The sequence below is a fragment of the Comamonas denitrificans genome (assembly GCF_017368815.1).
GTDB classification, from domain to species: domain Bacteria; phylum Pseudomonadota; class Gammaproteobacteria; order Burkholderiales; family Burkholderiaceae_C; genus Comamonas; species Comamonas denitrificans.
Genome location: NZ_JAFNME010000022.1, coordinates 1 through 16,726, shown reverse-complemented (window position 1 = coordinate 16,726; position 16,726 = coordinate 1). Strand labels below are relative to the sequence as shown.

The following is a 16,726-nucleotide window of genomic DNA, read 5'->3' as shown; positions in this document are numbered from 1 at the left end:
CCGCAAGCCCATCAACCTTGCGCCTGCGGCGGGGCACTACGCGCCCCCAAGAGCGCGACGGTTATTCAACCGTCACACTCTTGGCAAGGTTCCTGGGCTTGTCCACATCGGTGCCGCGGGCCACGGCGGTGTGGTACGCCAGCAATTGCAGCGGCACCACGTGCAGGATGGGCGACAGCGCCCCGTAGTGCTCGGGCATGCGAATCACATGCAGGCCCTCGGCGCTTTCAATGTGCGTGTCGGCATCGGCCAGCACATAGAGCACGCCGCCGCGCGCGCGCACTTCTTGCATATTGCTTTTGAGCTTTTCCAGCAACTCATCGTTGGGCGCGACGGTTACCACCGGCATGGCGGCATCGACCAGCGCCAGCGGGCCGTGTTTGAGCTCGCCAGCCGGGTAGGCCTCGGCGTGGATGTAGCTGATTTCTTTGAGCTTGAGCGCCCCTTCCAGCGCAATCGGGTAGTGGCGGCCCCGGCCCAGGAACAGGGCGTTTTCGCGCTTGGCGAAGTCTTCGGCCCAGCTGACGATTTGCGGCTCCAGCGCCAGCACGGCCTGCAGGGCCATGGGCAGGTGGCGCATGGCGGTTAAATAGTCCTGCTCTTGCGCCTCGGTCAAGCGGCCCTTGGTTTGCGCCAGCACCAGCGTCAGCAAAAACAGCCCGGCCAGCTGGGTGGTGAAGGCTTTGGTGCTGGCCACGCCAATTTCGACCCCCGCGCGGGTGATGTAGCGCAGCTTGCACTCGCGCACCATGGCGCTGGTGGCCACGTTGCAGATGGTCAGCGTCTGCGTCAGGCCCAGGCTTTGCGCGTGGCGCAGGGCGGCCAGGGTGTCGGCGGTTTCGCCCGATTGGCTGATGGTGACGACCAGGGTGCGCGGCTCGGGCACGCTGGTGCGGTAGCGGTATTCGCTGGCCACCTCCACGCTGCAGGGGATGCCGGCAATCGACTCCAGCCAGTATTTGGCGGTGCAGCCGCTGTAGTAGCTGGTGCCACACGCCAGGATGAGCACGCGGTCGATGTCCTTGAACACGCGCCAGGCAGCGTTGCCATCGGCCCCATCGAACAGCTCCGGCACGATGGCGCTGATGCCGTCCAGGGTGTTGGCGATGGCATCGGGTTGCTCAAAAATCTCTTTTTGCATGTAGTGGCGGTACGGCCCCAACTCCACCGCGCCGCTGAAGGCCTGCACGGTTTTGACCGGGCGCTGCTCGGGCAGCAGCACATGGCCGGTTTTATCGGCCAGCCAGTAGCGGCCCGGCTGCAAATCGACCAAATCGCCCTCTTCCAGGTACACGATTTGATCGGTCACCCCGGCAATGGCCATGGGGTCGCTGGCCAGGAAAAATTCATTTTCATCGCGCCCCACACCCAGCACCAGGGGCGAGCCAGCACGCGCCCCCACCACGCGGTGCGGCTCGTCCTTGTGCAGCACGGCAATGGCGTAGGCCCCGCGCAATTCAGTGCGGGCGGCTTTGACGGCCTCGAACAGGTCGCCGTTGTACAGGCTATCGACCAGGTGGCCGATGACTTCGGTGTCCGTCTGGCTGGTAAACACATAGCCCTTGGCCTGCAGCTGGCGGCGCAGTTCCTCGTAGTTTTCGATGATGCCGTTGTGTACCAGGGCCACGCGCGCGGGCACGCCGCTGCCCGCATCCAGGCCGGGGCCGTAGCTAAAGTGCGGGTGGGCGTTGGCCACGGCCGGTGCGCCGTGCGTGGCCCAGCGGGTGTGGGCGATGCCGGTCAGGCCCTGAAAATCCTCGGTCTGTACCTGCGCCAGCAATTGCGCCACCCGCGCCGTGCTGCGGGTGCGCTCCAGGCCCTGGCTGATGGGCGAGCCACTGACCATGCGGTGTACGGCCACGCCACAGGAGTCATAGCCCCGGTATTCCAGCCGCTGCAAGCCCTGCACCAGCAGGGGCACGATGTTGCGATTCGAGACAGACGCGACGATGCCACACATACAACCATTCCTTCCAAGAAAGCCAAAACCACGCGAAAAGCGCACAAAAACCGCATAAAACTGCAATGTGCGCCATCCTAGAAGAAGTCAAAAGAAATAAAAATTAACTTATCTAGCGAAGATGAAATTTAAATTCAACCACCCTTGATTCTGAAAAATAATTTCATAATCAGTTTATGGATGAAATTAAAAACACCGATTTCGATGCCATCGACTTGCAATTGCTCACCCTTTTGCAAACCGATGCCAGCCGCAGCAACCAAGCGCTGGCCGCTGCCGTGGGCATCTCGGCCCCCACCTGTTTGCGCCGGGTCAAACGGCTGTGGGAGCGCGGCGTGCTGGAGAAGCAAGTGGCCATCCTCGGCCCGCAGGCCCTCAGCGCGGTGCAGGGGCCGGGCCTGCAGGCCCTGGTCGAGGTGACGCTGGAGCGCCAGCACGCCGAGGCGCTGGATGCTTTTGAGCACCTGGCCTGCGCCCACCCGGCGGTGCAGCAGTGCTGGCGCGTCAGCCCCGGCCCCGACTTTGTGCTGGTGCTGGCCTGCCGCGATATGCCCGATTACCTGCGCGTCAGCCAGGCGCTGTTTACCCAACCGGCCAATGTGCGCAATGCGAAGGCGTTTTTTGCGACCAAGCGGGCGAAGTTTGGGACGCAGTGGGACTTGGGGTGAGCAGGGATTGATTATGTTTTTTGTAGCTTGTTGCGCTTGTATTTATTGATATTTTAGCTTTATTGCTTTGAAAGCTAATGACTGTGTGCGGTAGTAGCTTTCTTTTTTGATTGGTGGTTGGCTGGCCGGGACTCGCCCCGGCGGGCGACTAACTTTCTTGCGCGCGCAAGAAAGTCAGCAAAGAAGGCGTGCTGCGCAGCTTTGGATACCCGCCGTAAAACTCACTTCGCGCCTGCGGCGCTCCGTTCAAACAGCTACGGCGAGTCAGACGGGAGGCGACTTGCTGGTTATGGCGGCTGCGCTCTTACCGATGCGCTGCTAGGTGGGGCGGCTTTGCTGGCTGCGCCGCTGCAGCCGGGCGGCTGGTGGTGCGTTGGCGGCTGATGCCGATCAGCAGCACGCCGGACAGCACCAGGGCGGCACCGCCCAGTTGCCACCAGGACAGGGCTTCGCCCAGCAACCAGGCGCTGAAGAAAATCGTCATCACCGGCCCCAGCGAGCCGACCAGCGCCGTGCGCCCTGCGCCAATGTGGCGGATGGCGGCCGAGGTCATCAGCACCGGCAGCACGGTGGAGAACACCGCCATGCCCAGCGCGTGGCCGTACACCGGCAGCGGTTGCTGCAAGGCGGCCAGCGGCTGGGTGGCGGCAAAGTGCGCCAGAGTGGCGAAGGTGGACACCAGCAGCGCCAGGGCGCTGAAGCGCATGGCCCCCAGCCGGGCAATGGCCGGTTCGCTGCCCGCTTGGTAAAAGGCGTAGGACAGGGCCGAGCCCAGCACCAGCGCCGACCCCAGCAGCACGGTGCGCATATCGGCGGTCAGGTGCAGGTCGTGGGCAAAGGCCAGCCCAATCCCGGCATACGACAGCAGCAGCGCTGCGCCCTCTGGCCACCCCAGGCGCTTACCAAAAAAGAACACGCCAATCAGGATGGTCAGCAGCGGGTAGGTGAACAAAATCAGCCGCTCCAGGCTGGCGCTGATGTATTGCAGCCCCAAAAAATCCAGAATGCTGGCACCGTAGTACCCCAGCAGCCCCAGCGCCACCACCCACACCAGGCTGCGCCGATCCAGCCCGGCACCACCGGCCGCCCGGTGCGCACGCCAGCCCATCCAGGCGAAAAATGGCAGCGAAAACGCCATGCGCAGCGCCAGCAGCGTGACCGCATCCACCGCCACCGGCTGGGGCACGGCATAGGCCAGCTTGACAAAAATGGCTTTGAACGAAAAACCCAGCGCCGCCAGCACAGCAAGCGCCAGCCCGAGGCGTTCGGCAGACCAATGTTTCCAAGGCATACGAGAACAGTGCAAAAAATTTGGGAACCATCCGCCGACCACCCAGCGGACATACGATGGGCGCGAATGGTGCCCGCCCGCCACCCATTGCACAATTGCCCATCACCCAGCACAGAATTCGTCAAAAACGAATGCTTAACCACCAGCTTCACCACCCAGCACCGCCATGCACTACGACCTGACCGACCTGCGCCTGTTTGTCGCCATTGCCGAAGAGGGCAACCTCACGCGCGGTGCAGCGCGGGCGTTTTTGGCTCCGTCCTCGGCCAGCCACCGTTTGCAACGGCTGGAGGCGGCCCTGGGGGCCCAATTGTTTCAACGCCAGGCCCGGGGCGTGGCCCTGACCCGCGCCGGGGAGGCCCTGCTGCGCAATGCCCGGCAGGTGTTGGCGGCGCTGGAGCAAATGCACGCCAACCTCTCGCCCTTTGCCAGCGGCGTGCGCGGCCATGTCAGCCTGTGGGCCAACACCCATGCCACGCACACTTTTCTGCCGGACGATCTGGCCAGCTTTTTGCGCCAGCACCCCCAGGTCAGCGTGACGCTGGAAGAGCGCACCAGCAGCGACATTGCCCTGGCCGTGGCCCACGGCGAGATCGAGCTGGGCGTGCTGGCCGATAGCAGCGCCATTGATGGCAGCAGCGTGCAGTTGCAGCCCTACCGGCGCGACCGGCTGGTGCTCATCACCCCCCAAGACCACGCCCTGGCCGGGCGCGGGCCGCTGCGCTTTGCCCAGGTGCTGGAGCATGCCTTTGTCATGCTGCACACCGGCTCGGCCATCCACACCTTCACCATGAACGCCGCTGCCGCGCTGGGCCAGCATCTGGATGTGCGCATTCAGGTGCGCAGCTTCGAGGCCGTCTGCCGCATGGTCAGCGCCGGGGTGGGCATCGGCATGGTGCCGCGCAGCGCCTTACCAGCCACCAGCGCACGCCATCCGCTGGCGGTGCTGGAGTTGCAGGAGCCCTGGGCGCAGCGCGACTTGCATATTTGCACGCGCCAAGGCCGGGCGCTGTCCGGCTTTGCTGCAGCGCTGGTGGCGCATTTGCAGGTGTGCGCCCAGCCCCTGGAGCACCCTGCGCTGGGCTGAGTCGGCAGGCAGGCAGACAGGCATCACCCAGCAGCCCGCTCACCCAAGCAAATGCCGATGTCCCGCGCCATGACCAATAGCTCATGGTCCAGCGGCACCTTGCGCTGGGTGTTGGCCACCTGGGCAATCGGCACGCTGCCGATGTGGCCGTTTTGCAGGGTCACCATCTGGCCAAACTGCCCGGCCAGCACCAGTTGCGCGGCTTTGTGGCCGTAGCGGGTGGCCAGCACGCGGTCGTAGGGCGTGGGGTCACCGCCGCGCTGAACGTGGCCCAGCACGGTGGTACGCACCTCGCTTTTCAGGTAGGGCTGCAATTGCTCGCGCAAGACGTGGCCAACACCGCCCAGGCGCACCGGGTCGGGGCTACCCTCGACACGGGCCTGCACGGTCTGGTCGGCACCGCTTTGCTTGGCCCCTTCGCCAATGCAGATGATGGTGTAGCGCTGGCGCTCTTCGCGGCGGCGGCAGGTGGCAGCGATGGTGGACACGTCGTAATCCATCTCGGGCAGCAAGATCACATCGGCCCCGCCGGCCAGCCCCGCCTCCAGCGCCAACCAGCCGGCATGGCGGCCCATGGTTTCGACAATCATCACGCGGTGGTGGCTGTTGGCCGTGCTTTCGACCCGGTGCAGGGCCTCGGTGACGGTGGCCACGGCCGTATCAAAGCCAAAGCTGCGCTCGCAGTGGGCAATATCGTTGTCAATGGTCTTGGGCACGCCCACGCAGTGCATGCCCGTGGCCTGGGCCACGCCGTGCGCCAGGCTCATGGTGCCATCGCCGCCAATGGCCACCACCACCTTCAGCCCCAGCGCCTGCACATTGGCCTGCACCTGGGCCAAGGTGGCGGCATCTTTCAAGGGATTGGCGCTGTTGCTGGTACCCAAAATGGTGCCGCCCCGGTGCAAGATGCCCGAGACATCGTCCCAGCGCAAAGGCCATGCCTGCGGCTGCGGGGCCATCAGGCCTTCAAAACCGTCGGCAATGCCCAGCACCTCGCACTGGCCATAGCCGATCAAGGATTTGGTCACGGCGCGGATGACGGCGTTCAATCCGGGGCAGTCGCCGCCGCCGGTGAGGATGCCAACTTTCATGGGGGAAGTCTTTCTTATTCAAGGGCTGGGAGTAAACACAGCGCCTGCTGGTAACGCGCATCGTGCTGCAAGGCGGCCCAATCCTGCGCCGGGGCCGTGGGCCGCAAGCGGGCCATGCGCTGGGCGCTGGAGGCGCTGGGCTGCCAGCGCCCAGCGGTTTGCGCGGCGGCCAAACCGGCCAGCAAGGCATCGACCGGCTGGCCATCGCCCACGCTTTGGTTGCACAGCAGCACGGCATCGCAGCCCGCGTGCAAGGCGGCCAGGGCGGCGGCGGTGTAGCTGACGGGTGCGCCGTCGATGATGCGCGCGCCCTCCATGCTCAGGTCGTCGCTGAAGATCACCCCGTCAAAGCCAAGCTGGCCGCGCAGGATGTCTTGCAGCCAGCGGGCGCTGAAGCCAGCGGGGCGGCTGTCCACCTCGGGGTAAACAATGTGCGCAGGCATGACGCTGGTGAGCACCTGCGCCAGCCAGGGATAGGGGGCGGCATCGTCGGCCAGAATGGCCGCAAGGCGGCGCTCATCCACCGGCATGGCCACGTGCGAATCGGCTGCGGCAAAGCCGTGCCCCGGAAAATGCTTGCCGCAGTTGGCCATACCCGCCTGCAGCAGGCCGTGCATCAGGCTTTGCGCCAGGCTGGTGACGGTGGCCGGGTCGCGGCCAAAGCTGCGGTCGCCAATGATGGCGCTGGTGCCCCAATCCAAATCCAGCACGGGGGTAAAACTTAAATCCACCCCGCAGGCGCGCAGTTCGGCCGCCAGCACGTAGCCGCAGGCCAGCGCTGCCTGGCGGGCGCGTTCGGGGCTGGCCTGCGTCCACAACTGGCCCAGCACGCCCATGGCGGGCAGGTGGGTGAACCCATCGGTGCGAAAGCGCTGCACGCGCCCGCCTTCGTGATCGACGCAAATGAGCAGATCAGGGCGCAGCGCCTTGATCTGGGCGCACAGGGCAGTGAGCTGGGCACGGTCGTGCCAGTTGCGGCCAAACAAAATCATGCCGCCAACCAGGGGATGGGCCAGGCGTTGGCGGTCGATGTCCGTCAGCGCAGTGCCCGCAATATCAATGATCAACGGGGCATGGCAGGCAGGCGGGGCAGCAAAAGCAGTGGGCATAAAAGCATCCGTAAGTCGCAAAAAACGAAGCCCGCAATGGTACGCCAGCGCTGCACAGTGGCGCGGATGTAAAGAGTTGGCAAATCTTTGTAGATGGGATTCATTTTCATTTAGATTCGCTAGAATGCACGGCTTTGCACGCTAATTGCCCACCTTTTTTGCATGACCACCTCTGCCCCCTCTGTTCGCGCCCGCTGGCTGAAAACTTTGCACCAATGGCATTGGGTCAGCGCCGCCGTCAGCCTGGTGACCATGCTGCTGTTTTCCATCACTGGCTTTACGCTGAACCACGCCGCCGATATTGAGGGCCGCCCCCAGGTGACCCAGCGGCAGGCGCAGGTGCCCGCCGCGCTGCTGCACGATTTGCCTACCGGCCACGCCCCCCTGCCCCCTGCCTTGCAGGCCTGGCTGGACAGCACCTGGCAGATTGCCACCGCCGGGCGCGAGGCCGAATTCTCTGAGGACGAGGTGTACCTGTCCCTGCCGCGCCCCGGTGGCGATGCCTGGCTGCGCATCAGCCTGCCCGATGGCCAGGCCGAATACGAGCGCACCGACCGGGGCTGGATTTCGTATTTCAACGACCTGCACAAAGGCCGCAACACCGGCGCAGCCTGGCGCTGGTTCATTGACATTTTTGCCATCGCCTGCGTGCTGTTCAGCGCCACCGGCGTGGGCATCTTGTACCTGCACGCCAAAAACCGCCCCATGGCCTGGCCGGTGCTGGGCCTGGGGCTGCTGCTGCCGGCGCTGCTGGCGCTGTTGTTTATCCATTGATTGAAAAAAAGGAAAGCGAACCGATGAACCCCCTGCACCTGCGCTTTGGCACTGCGGCCCTGGCCGCTGCCGGTTTTACCGCCCTGGGCACCCCAGCCCTGGCGGCCAGTTTGACGGTGGGCGTGGAAATTCCCCGCCTGCAAGTGGCCGAATACCACCGCCCCTACGTGGCCGTGTGGATTGAGCGGGCCGACAACAGCGTGGCCAGCACCCTGGCCGTGTGGTATGACCTGAAGCTGAAAAACGCCGAAGGCACCAAATGGCTCAAAGACATGCGCCAATGGTGGCGGCGCACCGGGCGCGAGCTGGACCTGCCCATCGACGGCGTGACCAGCCCCACCCGCCCGGTGGGCAAGCACACGCTGGAGTTCACCGAAGGCAAAGCCCCCCTGGCCGCCCTGCCCGCTGGCAACTACAAGCTGGTGGTGGAGGCCGCCCGTGAAGTGGGCGGGCGCGAGCTGGTCAGCATCCCCTTCACCTGGCCCGCCGCCCAGGCCACCAGCCTGCAAGCCCAAGGCCAGACTGAGCTGGGGGGCATCACCCTGCAAGTCAAACCGTAAATTTGTCCCCTTCCCTGGAGTTCACAATGAAGAAAACCCTCACCCGCCTGACCGCCGCCGTGGCACTGGCCTGCGCCGCCACCCTGCCTGCCCAGGCGCACAACGCCTGGCTGCTGCCTTCCACCTCGGTGCTGTCCAAAGCCGACTGGATCACCGTGGATGCCGCCGTCTCCAACGACCTATTCTTCTTCAACCACGTGCCGCTGAATGTGCAAGGCCTGCACATCACCGCCCCCGACGGCAGCGCCCTGCAGCCACAAAACCCACACCAGGGCAAGCTGCGCAACGTGTTTGACCTGCACCTGGAGCAGCCTGGCACCTACCGCATCGCCACGGTAAACAGCGGCCTGTTCGCCAGCTACAAAGATGCCAAGGGCCAGCCCAAGCGCTGGCGCGGCACCCCGGAGAAATTTGCCGCCGAAGTGCCCGCCGATGCCCAGGAGCTCAAAGTCACCCAAGCCGTGGGCCGCATCGAAACCTTTGTCACCCTGGGCAAACCCAGCGCCATTGCCGCCACCGGCCAGGGGCTGGAGCTGCTGCCCACCCCAGGCCACCATCCCAACGATCTGGTCGCCGGTGAGGCTGCCCGCCTGCGCATGACGGTGGACGGCCAGCCTGCCGCCAACGTCACCGTCACCATCACCCCGGGCGGTTCGCGCTACCGCGACAGCGTCAACGAGATCGAAGTGACCACCGATGCCCAGGGCGTCTTCAGCGTCACCTGGCCCGCTGCCGGTGCCTACTGGCTGGAAGCCGAACACAAGGACGACAAAACCAGCCTGCCCCAGGCCAAGGAACGCCGCCTGACCTACGCCGGCACGCTGGAAGTACTGCCCTAAAAGCATATAAAAGTGAGCTGCTAGCGTGCGCATTCATTACTCTTTAGATACTTTAAAGCTTAAAAACCATGCTAATCAAGCGGAACAAGCTCCTCTTTTAAAGAACGTCAGCTTTGCGCACGCAGCACCCGCCTTGCCCACCTTGGCAGCCCCCCAGCGCCTGCGCCGCGCCGACCCGGACACCCTGCACAGCCTCCATGGCACCAGCATGGGCACGCATTGGCGCGTGCGCGTTAGCAATCCGCAATTTTTGCCGCTGCAGACCCTGCGCAGCGCCATCGAGGACGTGCTGGCCAGCGTGGTGCGCCACATGAGCCACTGGCAGGCCGACTCCACCCTCGCCCAATTCAACCGCGCCCCGGCCGACACCTGGCACGCGCTGCCCGCCGATCTGAGCACCGTATTGCACGCGGGCCTGCACTGGGCCCAGGCCAGCGGCGGCGCATTTGACCCCACCGTGGGGGCGTTGGTGGCCGCTTGGGGCTTTGGCCCGCACGCTCCCGCCCACCCTGCCGATTGGCGGCCCGCCAGCCCGCACGCCATCGCTCAGGCACAAGCGTGCAGCGGCTGGCAACGCCTGCACTACCACCCGGAACGCGGCTGGCGGCAACACGGCGGCCTGCAGCTGGATTTAAGCGGCATCGCCAAGGGCTACGCCGTGGATGCCGTGCTGCTGCGCCTGCACGCCCTGGGCCTGGGCAACGCCCTGGTCGAAATCGGCGGCGAACTGCGCGGCAGCGGCCAGCGCCCCGACGGCCAGCCCTGGCGCGTGGCCATCGCCCCTGTACCTGCTGCTGTCGGCCCAGCCCCCGATGCCCCGCCCTGCGCCATCGCCCTGCGCGACTGCGCCATCGCCACCTCGGGCAGCCTCTACCACCGCCACCAGTGGCAGGGGCGCAGCTATTCGCACACCCTCGACCCGCGCACCGGCGCCCCCATTGCGCACGCGCTGGCCAGCGTCACCGTGCTGCACGCCGAATGCCTGCACGCTGATGCGCTGGCCACGCTGCTGACCGTCCTCGGCCCCGAAGCGGGCTGGGAATTTGCCGAGCAGCATGGCATTGCCGCCCTGTTGAGCAGCCCCACCACCCGCCGCTGCAGCAGCGCCTGGGAGGCAGCCCTTGAGCCCCATGTCTGACCTGCTCACCCCCGACCCCACCCGCTGGGCCTGGGCATTGGCCCTGCTGCTGGCCTACGCCCTGCTGTGCCTGGCGCTCTACCAGCGCCACCGCCGCGCCCGCCTGCACGCCCAGGCGCAAGCCGCCGCCTTGGCCAGCGGCCATCGCCCCATCCTCATCGCCTACGCCAGCCAAACCGGGCAGGCCCAGCAATTGGCCGAGCAATGCGCCCAGCCACTGCACGCCGCCGGTTGGGCCGTCACCGTGCAGGCGCTCAACCACACCACACCCGCGCAACTGCAAGCGGCCACGCACGCCCTCTTCATCGTCAGCACCTATGGCGAGGGCGATGCGCCCGACAATGCCGCCCTGTTCCAGCGCCAGTGCATGGCGCAAGCGCTTGATTTATCCGCGCTGCAGTACAGCCTGCTGGCCCTGGGCGATCGCCACTACCGCCAGTTTTGCGGCTTTGGCCGCTCGCTGGATGCGTGGCTGCAGGCCCAACAAGCCCAGCCGCTGCACGAACGCCTTGAGGCCGACCAGTCCGGCCACGCCGCTGCCACCCTGGCCCACTGGCAAAACACCCTGGCCGCCGCGCTGCACCTGGATGCCAGCGCCCTGGCCAACGCCCCCGGTGCCCCCGCCCGCTCCACCTGGACGCTGGTGCAGCGCCAGCACCTGAACCCCGGCAGCCAAGGCGGCGCAGTCTTTCACCTGGAGCTGGTCACGCAGGAGCCGAACACCACGTGGGAATCCGGCGATTTGGTCGATCTGGTGCCACCACTGGCAACAGATGCGCAAGAGCCGCCTGCGCCGCGCAGCTACTCCATCGCGTCCATCCCCACCGATGGCCGCCTGCACCTGTTGGTGCGCCAAACCTGGCGCGACGACGGCACGCCAGGGCGGGCCTCACACTGGCTCACCACCGGTTTGGACGTGGGTACCACACTCACCCTGCAACTGCGGGCCCACCCCGGCTTTCGGCTGGAGGGCAACGCCCAGCGCCCGCTGATTCTGATTGGCAATGGCACCGGCTTGGCCGGGCTGCGGGCCCACCTGCGCACCCGCGCCGCCCTGGGCCAGCACGCCAACTGGCTCATCGCTGGGGAACGCCAAGCCGCACACGACCAGCTCTACGGGGACGAACTGCACGCCTGGCACGCCACTGGCCACCTGCAGCACCTGGATTGGGCCTTTTCGCGCGATGGTGACGCAAAAACCTATGTGCAAGACCGCCTGCACCAGCACGCCAATCGCTTGCGCGAATGGGTACAAACCCGTGGCGCCGCCCTGTACGTGTGCGGCAGCCTGCACGGCATGGCCGAAGGCGTGGATACCGCTTTGCGCAGCATTTTGGGCAGCGCTGTGGTGGACGACCTGCTGCAGCAAGGCCGCTATCGGCGCGATGTGTATTAAAAAAATACCGGCGCACCCTTGCTGCTACGGGCTTGCCCAGTAACCGCCCGGCGCAAAGCGCTCGCACAATCACGGGCATCAGCACCGTAACAATCCGCAATACCAACTATGATCTGCGGCTAACCGCCCGCTGCCCTTGCAGGAGAACTGACCATGAGCACACACCAATCCGATATCGACGAACGCACCAACCTTGCTGGCTCCAATAAATTTGAAATGCTGATGTTTCGCCTGGGCAAAGACAAAACGCTGGGGCAGTCGGAGCTGTTTGGCATCAACGTTTTCAAAATCCGCGAAATCATGGCCATGCCCCAAATCACGCCCGTGGTGGGGGCCGACCCTTCCTCCCTGGGGGTGCTGAACCTGCGCGGGCAAGTGATTCCCGTGTTTGACCTGCCCGCCATCGTCGGCTGCAAGCCCGAGACCGGCCTGAACATCTTGCTGGTCACCGAATACGCACGCACCGTGCAAGCCTTCGCGGTCGAATCCGTGGAAGACATTGCCCGACTGGACTGGACGCAAGTCGTGCCGGCCGAATCGAGCGGCTCTGTCAAATCCCTGGTCACCAGCTTTGCCCGCATGAAAGACGAAGCCACCGGCGAACAGCGCCTGGCCCAAGTCCTGGACGTAGAGGCCATCGTGAACATGGTCACCCCAGAAAAAGAGCGCCCTTCCGTGGCCGGAAAAAACATTGGTGCCAAGGTCAAAATGAAAAGCAACAGCATCGTTTTGGCCGCCGACGACTCCTTTGTGGCCCGTGCCTTGATTGAGCAAACCCTCAAAGAGCTAGAGGCACCCTTTGAAATCGTCAAATCGGGCAAAGAAGCCTGGGATCGCCTCAATGCCCTGGCCGACCAAGCCGCCAGCGAAGGGGGCAGTGTTTATGAAAAAGTCGGCATGGTGCTCACCGACCTGGAGATGCCCGAAATGGATGGCTTCACCCTCACCAGCCAAATCAAACAAAGCTCGCGCCTCTCCCAATTGCCGGTGCTGATTCACTCTTCGCTCTCAGGCACCACCAACGAAGACTTGGTCCAAAAAGTCGGTGCCAACGGCTATGTCTCCAAATTCCAGCCCGCCGAGCTGGCCTATGCCATTCGTGAAGCACTGGCCAAAAATCCGATGATGGCCGAATAAACCCAGCTACTTCAAAAAAAGCTGCCCAGCTGCTCCTGAGGCAGCTTTTTTTATGCCCCATGCGCTATCGGTTTTGCGGTAATACATACACCCGAATGTGCTGCACATCCCACCCTTTGCTGCGCAAATGGGCGGCAAAGGCCGGCAGCAACTGGCGCAACTTGGCCGCCGCCGTGGGCGAGGGCACATGCACGCTCCAGGTGCTGCCCTCAATCGGCCCCGCCTGCACGCTCGCACGCAGCCCCGGCGGCACCAGGGCCATGATGCTGCGCAGCCGCTGCTGCGACTCTTGGTTCAGGCGCAACAGCTGCACCAATTCAGGCGCTTCTTGGCTGGCTTGTTGCACACTAATGGCATGGTGTCGTCGATGCTGCATAGCCCCATTATCCGAGGCAGGTAGAATTACCGATTGGCTTTTTGCCAGATAACCCGCTTGCAACGGCGCAATACATCCCCACTTTTGAACCGTTGCAACCGTAAACACAACTCGTAAAGGATGGCCCCTGAGCCGCAGCGATCGAAGGCGATTGGCAGCGCTTGGCGGGCTGAACGTGCATGGCCAAATTCCTGACCTCCATCTTTGGTAGCCGCAATGACCGGCTGCTCAAGCAATACCGCAAAACCGTTGCCCGCATCAATGCGCTAGAGCCTGAGTTTGAAAAGCTCTCCGACGAGGCCTTGCGCGGCAAAACCCAAGAATTCAAAGACCGTTTAGCCCAAGGCCAAACCCTGGACGATTTGCTGCCCGAAGCCTTTGCGGTGGTGCGTGAAGCCTCCAAGCGCGTGCTGAAAATGCGCCACTTTGACGTGCAAATGATGGGTGGTATCGGCCTGCACCAAGGCAAGATTTCCGAAATGCGCACCGGCGAAGGCAAAACACTGACCTCCACCTTGCCCGTGTACCTGAATGCACTGACCGGAAAAGGCGTGCACATCGTCACAGTAAACGACTATTTGGCGGCCCGCGACGCAGAAACCATGCGCCCGCTGTACAACTTTTTGGGCATGTCGGTAGGGGTGAACCTGCCCCAAGCACCGCGCGAAGAAAAGCAGCTGGCCTACCTGGCCGACGTAACCTACGGCACCAACAACGAATACGGCTTTGACTACCTGCGCGACAACATGGTGTACGACGCAGGCGACCGGGTGCAGCGGGCGCTGAACTTCGCCATCGTCGATGAGGTGGACTCCATCCTGATCGACGAAGCGCGCACCCCCCTGATCATCAGCGGGCAAGCCGACGACAACACCTCGCTGTACCTGGCCATCAACCAAATCGCCCCACAGCTCACCCGCCAAGAAGGCGAAGCCGACCCGCGCACTGGTGAGGGCGTGACCAAACCTGGTGACTTCACGGTGGATGAAAAATCCCACCAAGTTTTCTTGACCGAGCAAGGCCACGAAAACGCCGAAGCCATCTTGACCAAAGCGGGGCTGCTGCCCGAAGGGGCCTCACTCTACGACCCCGCGAACATCGTGCTGGTGCACCACCTGTACGCTGCGCTGCGGGCCCACCACATTTACCACCGCGACCAGCATTACGTGGTGCAAAACGGCGAAGTGGTGATCGTGGACGAGTTCACCGGCCGCCTGATGTCGGGCCGCCGCTGGAGCGATGGCCTGCACCAGGCCGTTGAAGCCAAGGAAGGGGTAAACATCCAGGCCGAGAACCAAACCATGGCCTCGATCACCTTCCAGAACTACTTCCGCCTGTACAGCAAACTCTCGGGCATGACCGGCACGGCCGACACCGAAGCCTACGAATTCCAGCAAATCTACGGACTGGAAACCATCGTCATCCCGCCCAACAAACCCAGCCGCCGCGAGGACCAACTCGACCGCGTCTACAAGACCACCCCCGAGAAGTACAAAGCCGCCATCGACGATATCCGCGCCTGCCACGAGCGCGGCCAGCCGGTGCTGGTGGGCACCACCTCGATCGAGAACTCGGAAATCATCGACGAACTGCTGACCAAGGCCGGACTGGCGCACCAGGTGCTCAATGCCAAACAGCACGCCAAAGAGGCCGACATCATCGCCCAAGCTGGCCGCAAGGGCATGATCACCATCGCCACCAACATGGCCGGACGCGGCACCGACATCGTGCTGGGCGGCAACATCAGCCAAGAAATTGCCGCCATTGAAGCCAACGCAGAACTGACTGAAAGCCAAAAACAGCAACAAATCGAAGCCCTGCGCAGCCAATGGCAAAAAGACCATGAAGAGGTCAAGGCGCTGGGCGGCCTGCGCATCATTGCCACCGAACGCCACGAAAGCCGCCGCATCGACAACCAGCTGCGGGGCCGCTCGGGCCGCCAAGGCGACCCCGGCTCCTCGCGCTTTTACCTCAGCTTGGATGACCAGCTCATGCGCATCTTCGCGGGCGACCGCGTCCGCGCCATCATGGACCGCCTGAAAATGCCCGAAGGCGAGGCCATTGAGGCTGGCATGGTCACACGCAGCATCGAAAGCGCCCAGCGCAAGGTCGAAGGCCGCAACTTTGACGTGCGCAAACAACTGCTGGAATACGACGACGTGGCCAACGAGCAGCGCAAAGTCATTTACGAACAGCGCAACGCCATCTTGGACACGCCCGATCTGACCGGGCTGATAAAGAAAATGATAGCTGGCTGCGCAGAAGACTTGGTGCGCCAATACGTTCCAGAGGAATCAATGGAGGAGCAGTGGGCGCTTCCTGCTCTCGAAAAAGTATTGGGTGAATGGCATTTGCAGCTCAACCTGCAAGAACAAGTGGCCAAAAACGAAAGCATCACCGACGAAGATATTCTGGAGCTGGTACAAAAAGCCGCCATCGCCCAGTACGAGAGCAAGCTTGACTTGGCAGGCAGCGAACAATTCATGCACTTCCAACGCGCCGTGATGCTGCAAAGCTTTGACACCAACTGGCGCGACCACTTGGCCGCACTGGACTACCTGCGCCAAGGCATTCACCTGCGCGGCTTTGCACAAAAACAGCCCAAACAAGAGTACAAGCGTGAAGCGTTTGAGCTGTTCAGCCAGCTCATCGACGTGGTAAAGAACGAAGTCACACGCGTGCTGCTCACCGTCCGCATTCGCGAACCCGAAGCCCTGCAACAAGCCGCCGACAGCATCGAAGACCGCGCTGGCCATATTCCCGGCATGCAATACGCCAGCGCTGATGGCGACAAGAGCGACACCCCCGCAGACGAACTCCCCCCCCTGCCAGCAGGCGTGCGCGTAGGCCGCAATGACCCCTGCCCTTGCGGCAGCGGCAAGAAATACAAGCAATGCCACGGCAAGCTGTCGTAATCCAACCCACTGCTAAATAAAAGATTCGCTTCAACCCACAATGCCAGTCAGTTCACTACTGACTGGCATTTTTTTGTCGAGGGGTTACCGGATGAGCGCTGCAGTGACCTGCAAACCCTTGGACCTCTCTCCAACTGATTGGTATGGCTGGAGGGGGCAGGTCAGCAGCATTTTCTCAATAGCTATTTGCGCAGCCCCTTAGGCAGTTTTAGGCTCCAATAAACCCTAAACTCTTACCCAGCAAGCGCAAGGCGCTATAAAAACAAAACCCCCAGTCTTTTGGGACTGGGGGTTTGCTTTGCTATAAGAGCCTGACGATGACCTACTTTCACACGGGAACCCGCACTATCATCGGCGCTGACCTGTTTCACTGTCCTGTTCGGGA

Annotated in this window: 14 protein-coding genes; 9 read left to right on the top strand and 5 right to left on the bottom strand. The window is 63.5% G+C overall.

Annotation, left to right across the window (positions count from 1 at the left end):
* Positions 1 to 61 precede the first annotated feature (61 nt).
* A complete protein-coding gene (gene glmS / locus J1777_RS10360; RefSeq protein WP_207575624.1) occupies positions 62 to 1,960 on the bottom strand; it encodes a glutamine--fructose-6-phosphate transaminase (isomerizing) in 1,899 nt (632 codons plus the stop codon).
* Between the two features lie 176 nt (positions 1,961 to 2,136).
* Here glmS and J1777_RS10355 point away from each other — a divergent pair, with 176 nt between their 5' ends.
* Positions 2,137 to 2,628, top strand: coding sequence for an Lrp/AsnC family transcriptional regulator (locus J1777_RS10355; RefSeq protein ID WP_207575623.1), 492 nt, complete (start codon positions 2,137 to 2,139; stop codon positions 2,626 to 2,628).
* Between the two features lie 304 nt (positions 2,629 to 2,932).
* Here the strand turns inward: J1777_RS10355 and J1777_RS10350 are convergent, their stop codons facing one another.
* Entirely contained in the window at positions 2,933 to 3,919 is a 987-nt protein-coding gene (locus tag J1777_RS10350; protein ID WP_207575622.1) for a DMT family transporter, read from the bottom strand.
* 166 nt (positions 3,920 to 4,085) lie between these two features.
* Here J1777_RS10350 and J1777_RS10345 point away from each other — a divergent pair, with 166 nt between their 5' ends.
* The gene (locus J1777_RS10345) at positions 4,086 to 5,006 is read left to right on the top strand and encodes a LysR family transcriptional regulator (RefSeq protein ID WP_207575621.1); all 921 of its coding nucleotides are present in this window, start codon (positions 4,086 to 4,088) and stop codon (positions 5,004 to 5,006) included.
* 23 nt (positions 5,007 to 5,029) lie between these two features.
* Here J1777_RS10345 and J1777_RS10340 read toward each other — a convergent pair whose 3' ends face one another.
* Positions 5,030 to 6,097 carry a 6-phosphofructokinase gene (locus J1777_RS10340; protein ID WP_207575620.1) on the bottom strand — a complete coding sequence of 356 codons (1,068 nt, stop codon included), beginning with the start codon at positions 6,095 to 6,097 and terminating at the stop codon, positions 5,030 to 5,032.
* A 14-nt stretch (positions 6,098 to 6,111) separates the two neighbouring features.
* Positions 6,112 to 7,206 (bottom strand): beta-N-acetylhexosaminidase, encoded by a 1,095-nt coding sequence (gene nagZ / locus J1777_RS10335; protein ID WP_207575619.1) that lies wholly within the window; start codon positions 7,204 to 7,206, stop codon positions 6,112 to 6,114.
* Between the two features lie 162 nt (positions 7,207 to 7,368).
* Here nagZ and J1777_RS10330 point away from each other — a divergent pair, with 162 nt between their 5' ends.
* From J1777_RS10330 to J1777_RS10305, 6 genes are all read left to right on the top strand, one after another.
* Positions 7,369 to 7,980 (top strand): PepSY-associated TM helix domain-containing protein, encoded by a 612-nt coding sequence (locus J1777_RS10330; RefSeq protein ID WP_207575618.1) that lies wholly within the window; start codon positions 7,369 to 7,371, stop codon positions 7,978 to 7,980.
* A gap of 23 nt (positions 7,981 to 8,003) precedes the next feature.
* A complete protein-coding gene (locus J1777_RS10325; RefSeq protein WP_207575617.1) occupies positions 8,004 to 8,540 on the top strand; it encodes a DUF2271 domain-containing protein in 537 nt (178 codons plus the stop codon).
* A 26-nt stretch (positions 8,541 to 8,566) separates the two neighbouring features.
* The gene (locus J1777_RS10320; protein ID WP_207575616.1) at positions 8,567 to 9,379 is read left to right on the top strand and encodes a DUF4198 domain-containing protein; all 813 of its coding nucleotides are present in this window, start codon (positions 8,567 to 8,569) and stop codon (positions 9,377 to 9,379) included.
* A 133-nt stretch (positions 9,380 to 9,512) separates the two neighbouring features.
* Complete coding sequence (locus J1777_RS10315; protein ID WP_242700494.1) at positions 9,513 to 10,517, top strand: FAD:protein FMN transferase; 1,005 nt, start codon at positions 9,513 to 9,515, stop codon at positions 10,515 to 10,517.
* Complete coding sequence (locus J1777_RS10310; protein WP_207575615.1) at positions 10,510 to 11,913, top strand: sulfite reductase subunit alpha; 1,404 nt, start codon at positions 10,510 to 10,512, stop codon at positions 11,911 to 11,913. The genes J1777_RS10315 and J1777_RS10310 overlap by 8 nt, the downstream gene beginning before the upstream one ends.
* A 153-nt stretch (positions 11,914 to 12,066) precedes the next feature.
* Positions 12,067 to 13,050 carry a chemotaxis protein gene (locus J1777_RS10305; RefSeq protein ID WP_207575614.1) on the top strand — a complete coding sequence of 328 codons (984 nt, stop codon included), beginning with the start codon at positions 12,067 to 12,069 and terminating at the stop codon, positions 13,048 to 13,050.
* A gap of 64 nt (positions 13,051 to 13,114) precedes the next feature.
* Here J1777_RS10305 and J1777_RS10300 read toward each other — a convergent pair whose 3' ends face one another.
* A complete protein-coding gene (locus J1777_RS10300) occupies positions 13,115 to 13,426 on the bottom strand; it encodes a DciA family protein (protein ID WP_207575613.1) in 312 nt (103 codons plus the stop codon).
* A gap of 179 nt (positions 13,427 to 13,605) precedes the next feature.
* Between J1777_RS10300 and secA the strand changes: the two genes are divergently transcribed.
* On the top strand, positions 13,606 to 16,341 hold the full coding sequence (gene secA, locus J1777_RS10295; RefSeq protein WP_207575612.1) for a preprotein translocase subunit SecA: 2,736 nt from the start codon (positions 13,606 to 13,608) through the stop codon (positions 16,339 to 16,341).
* Positions 16,342 to 16,726 lie beyond the last annotated feature (385 nt).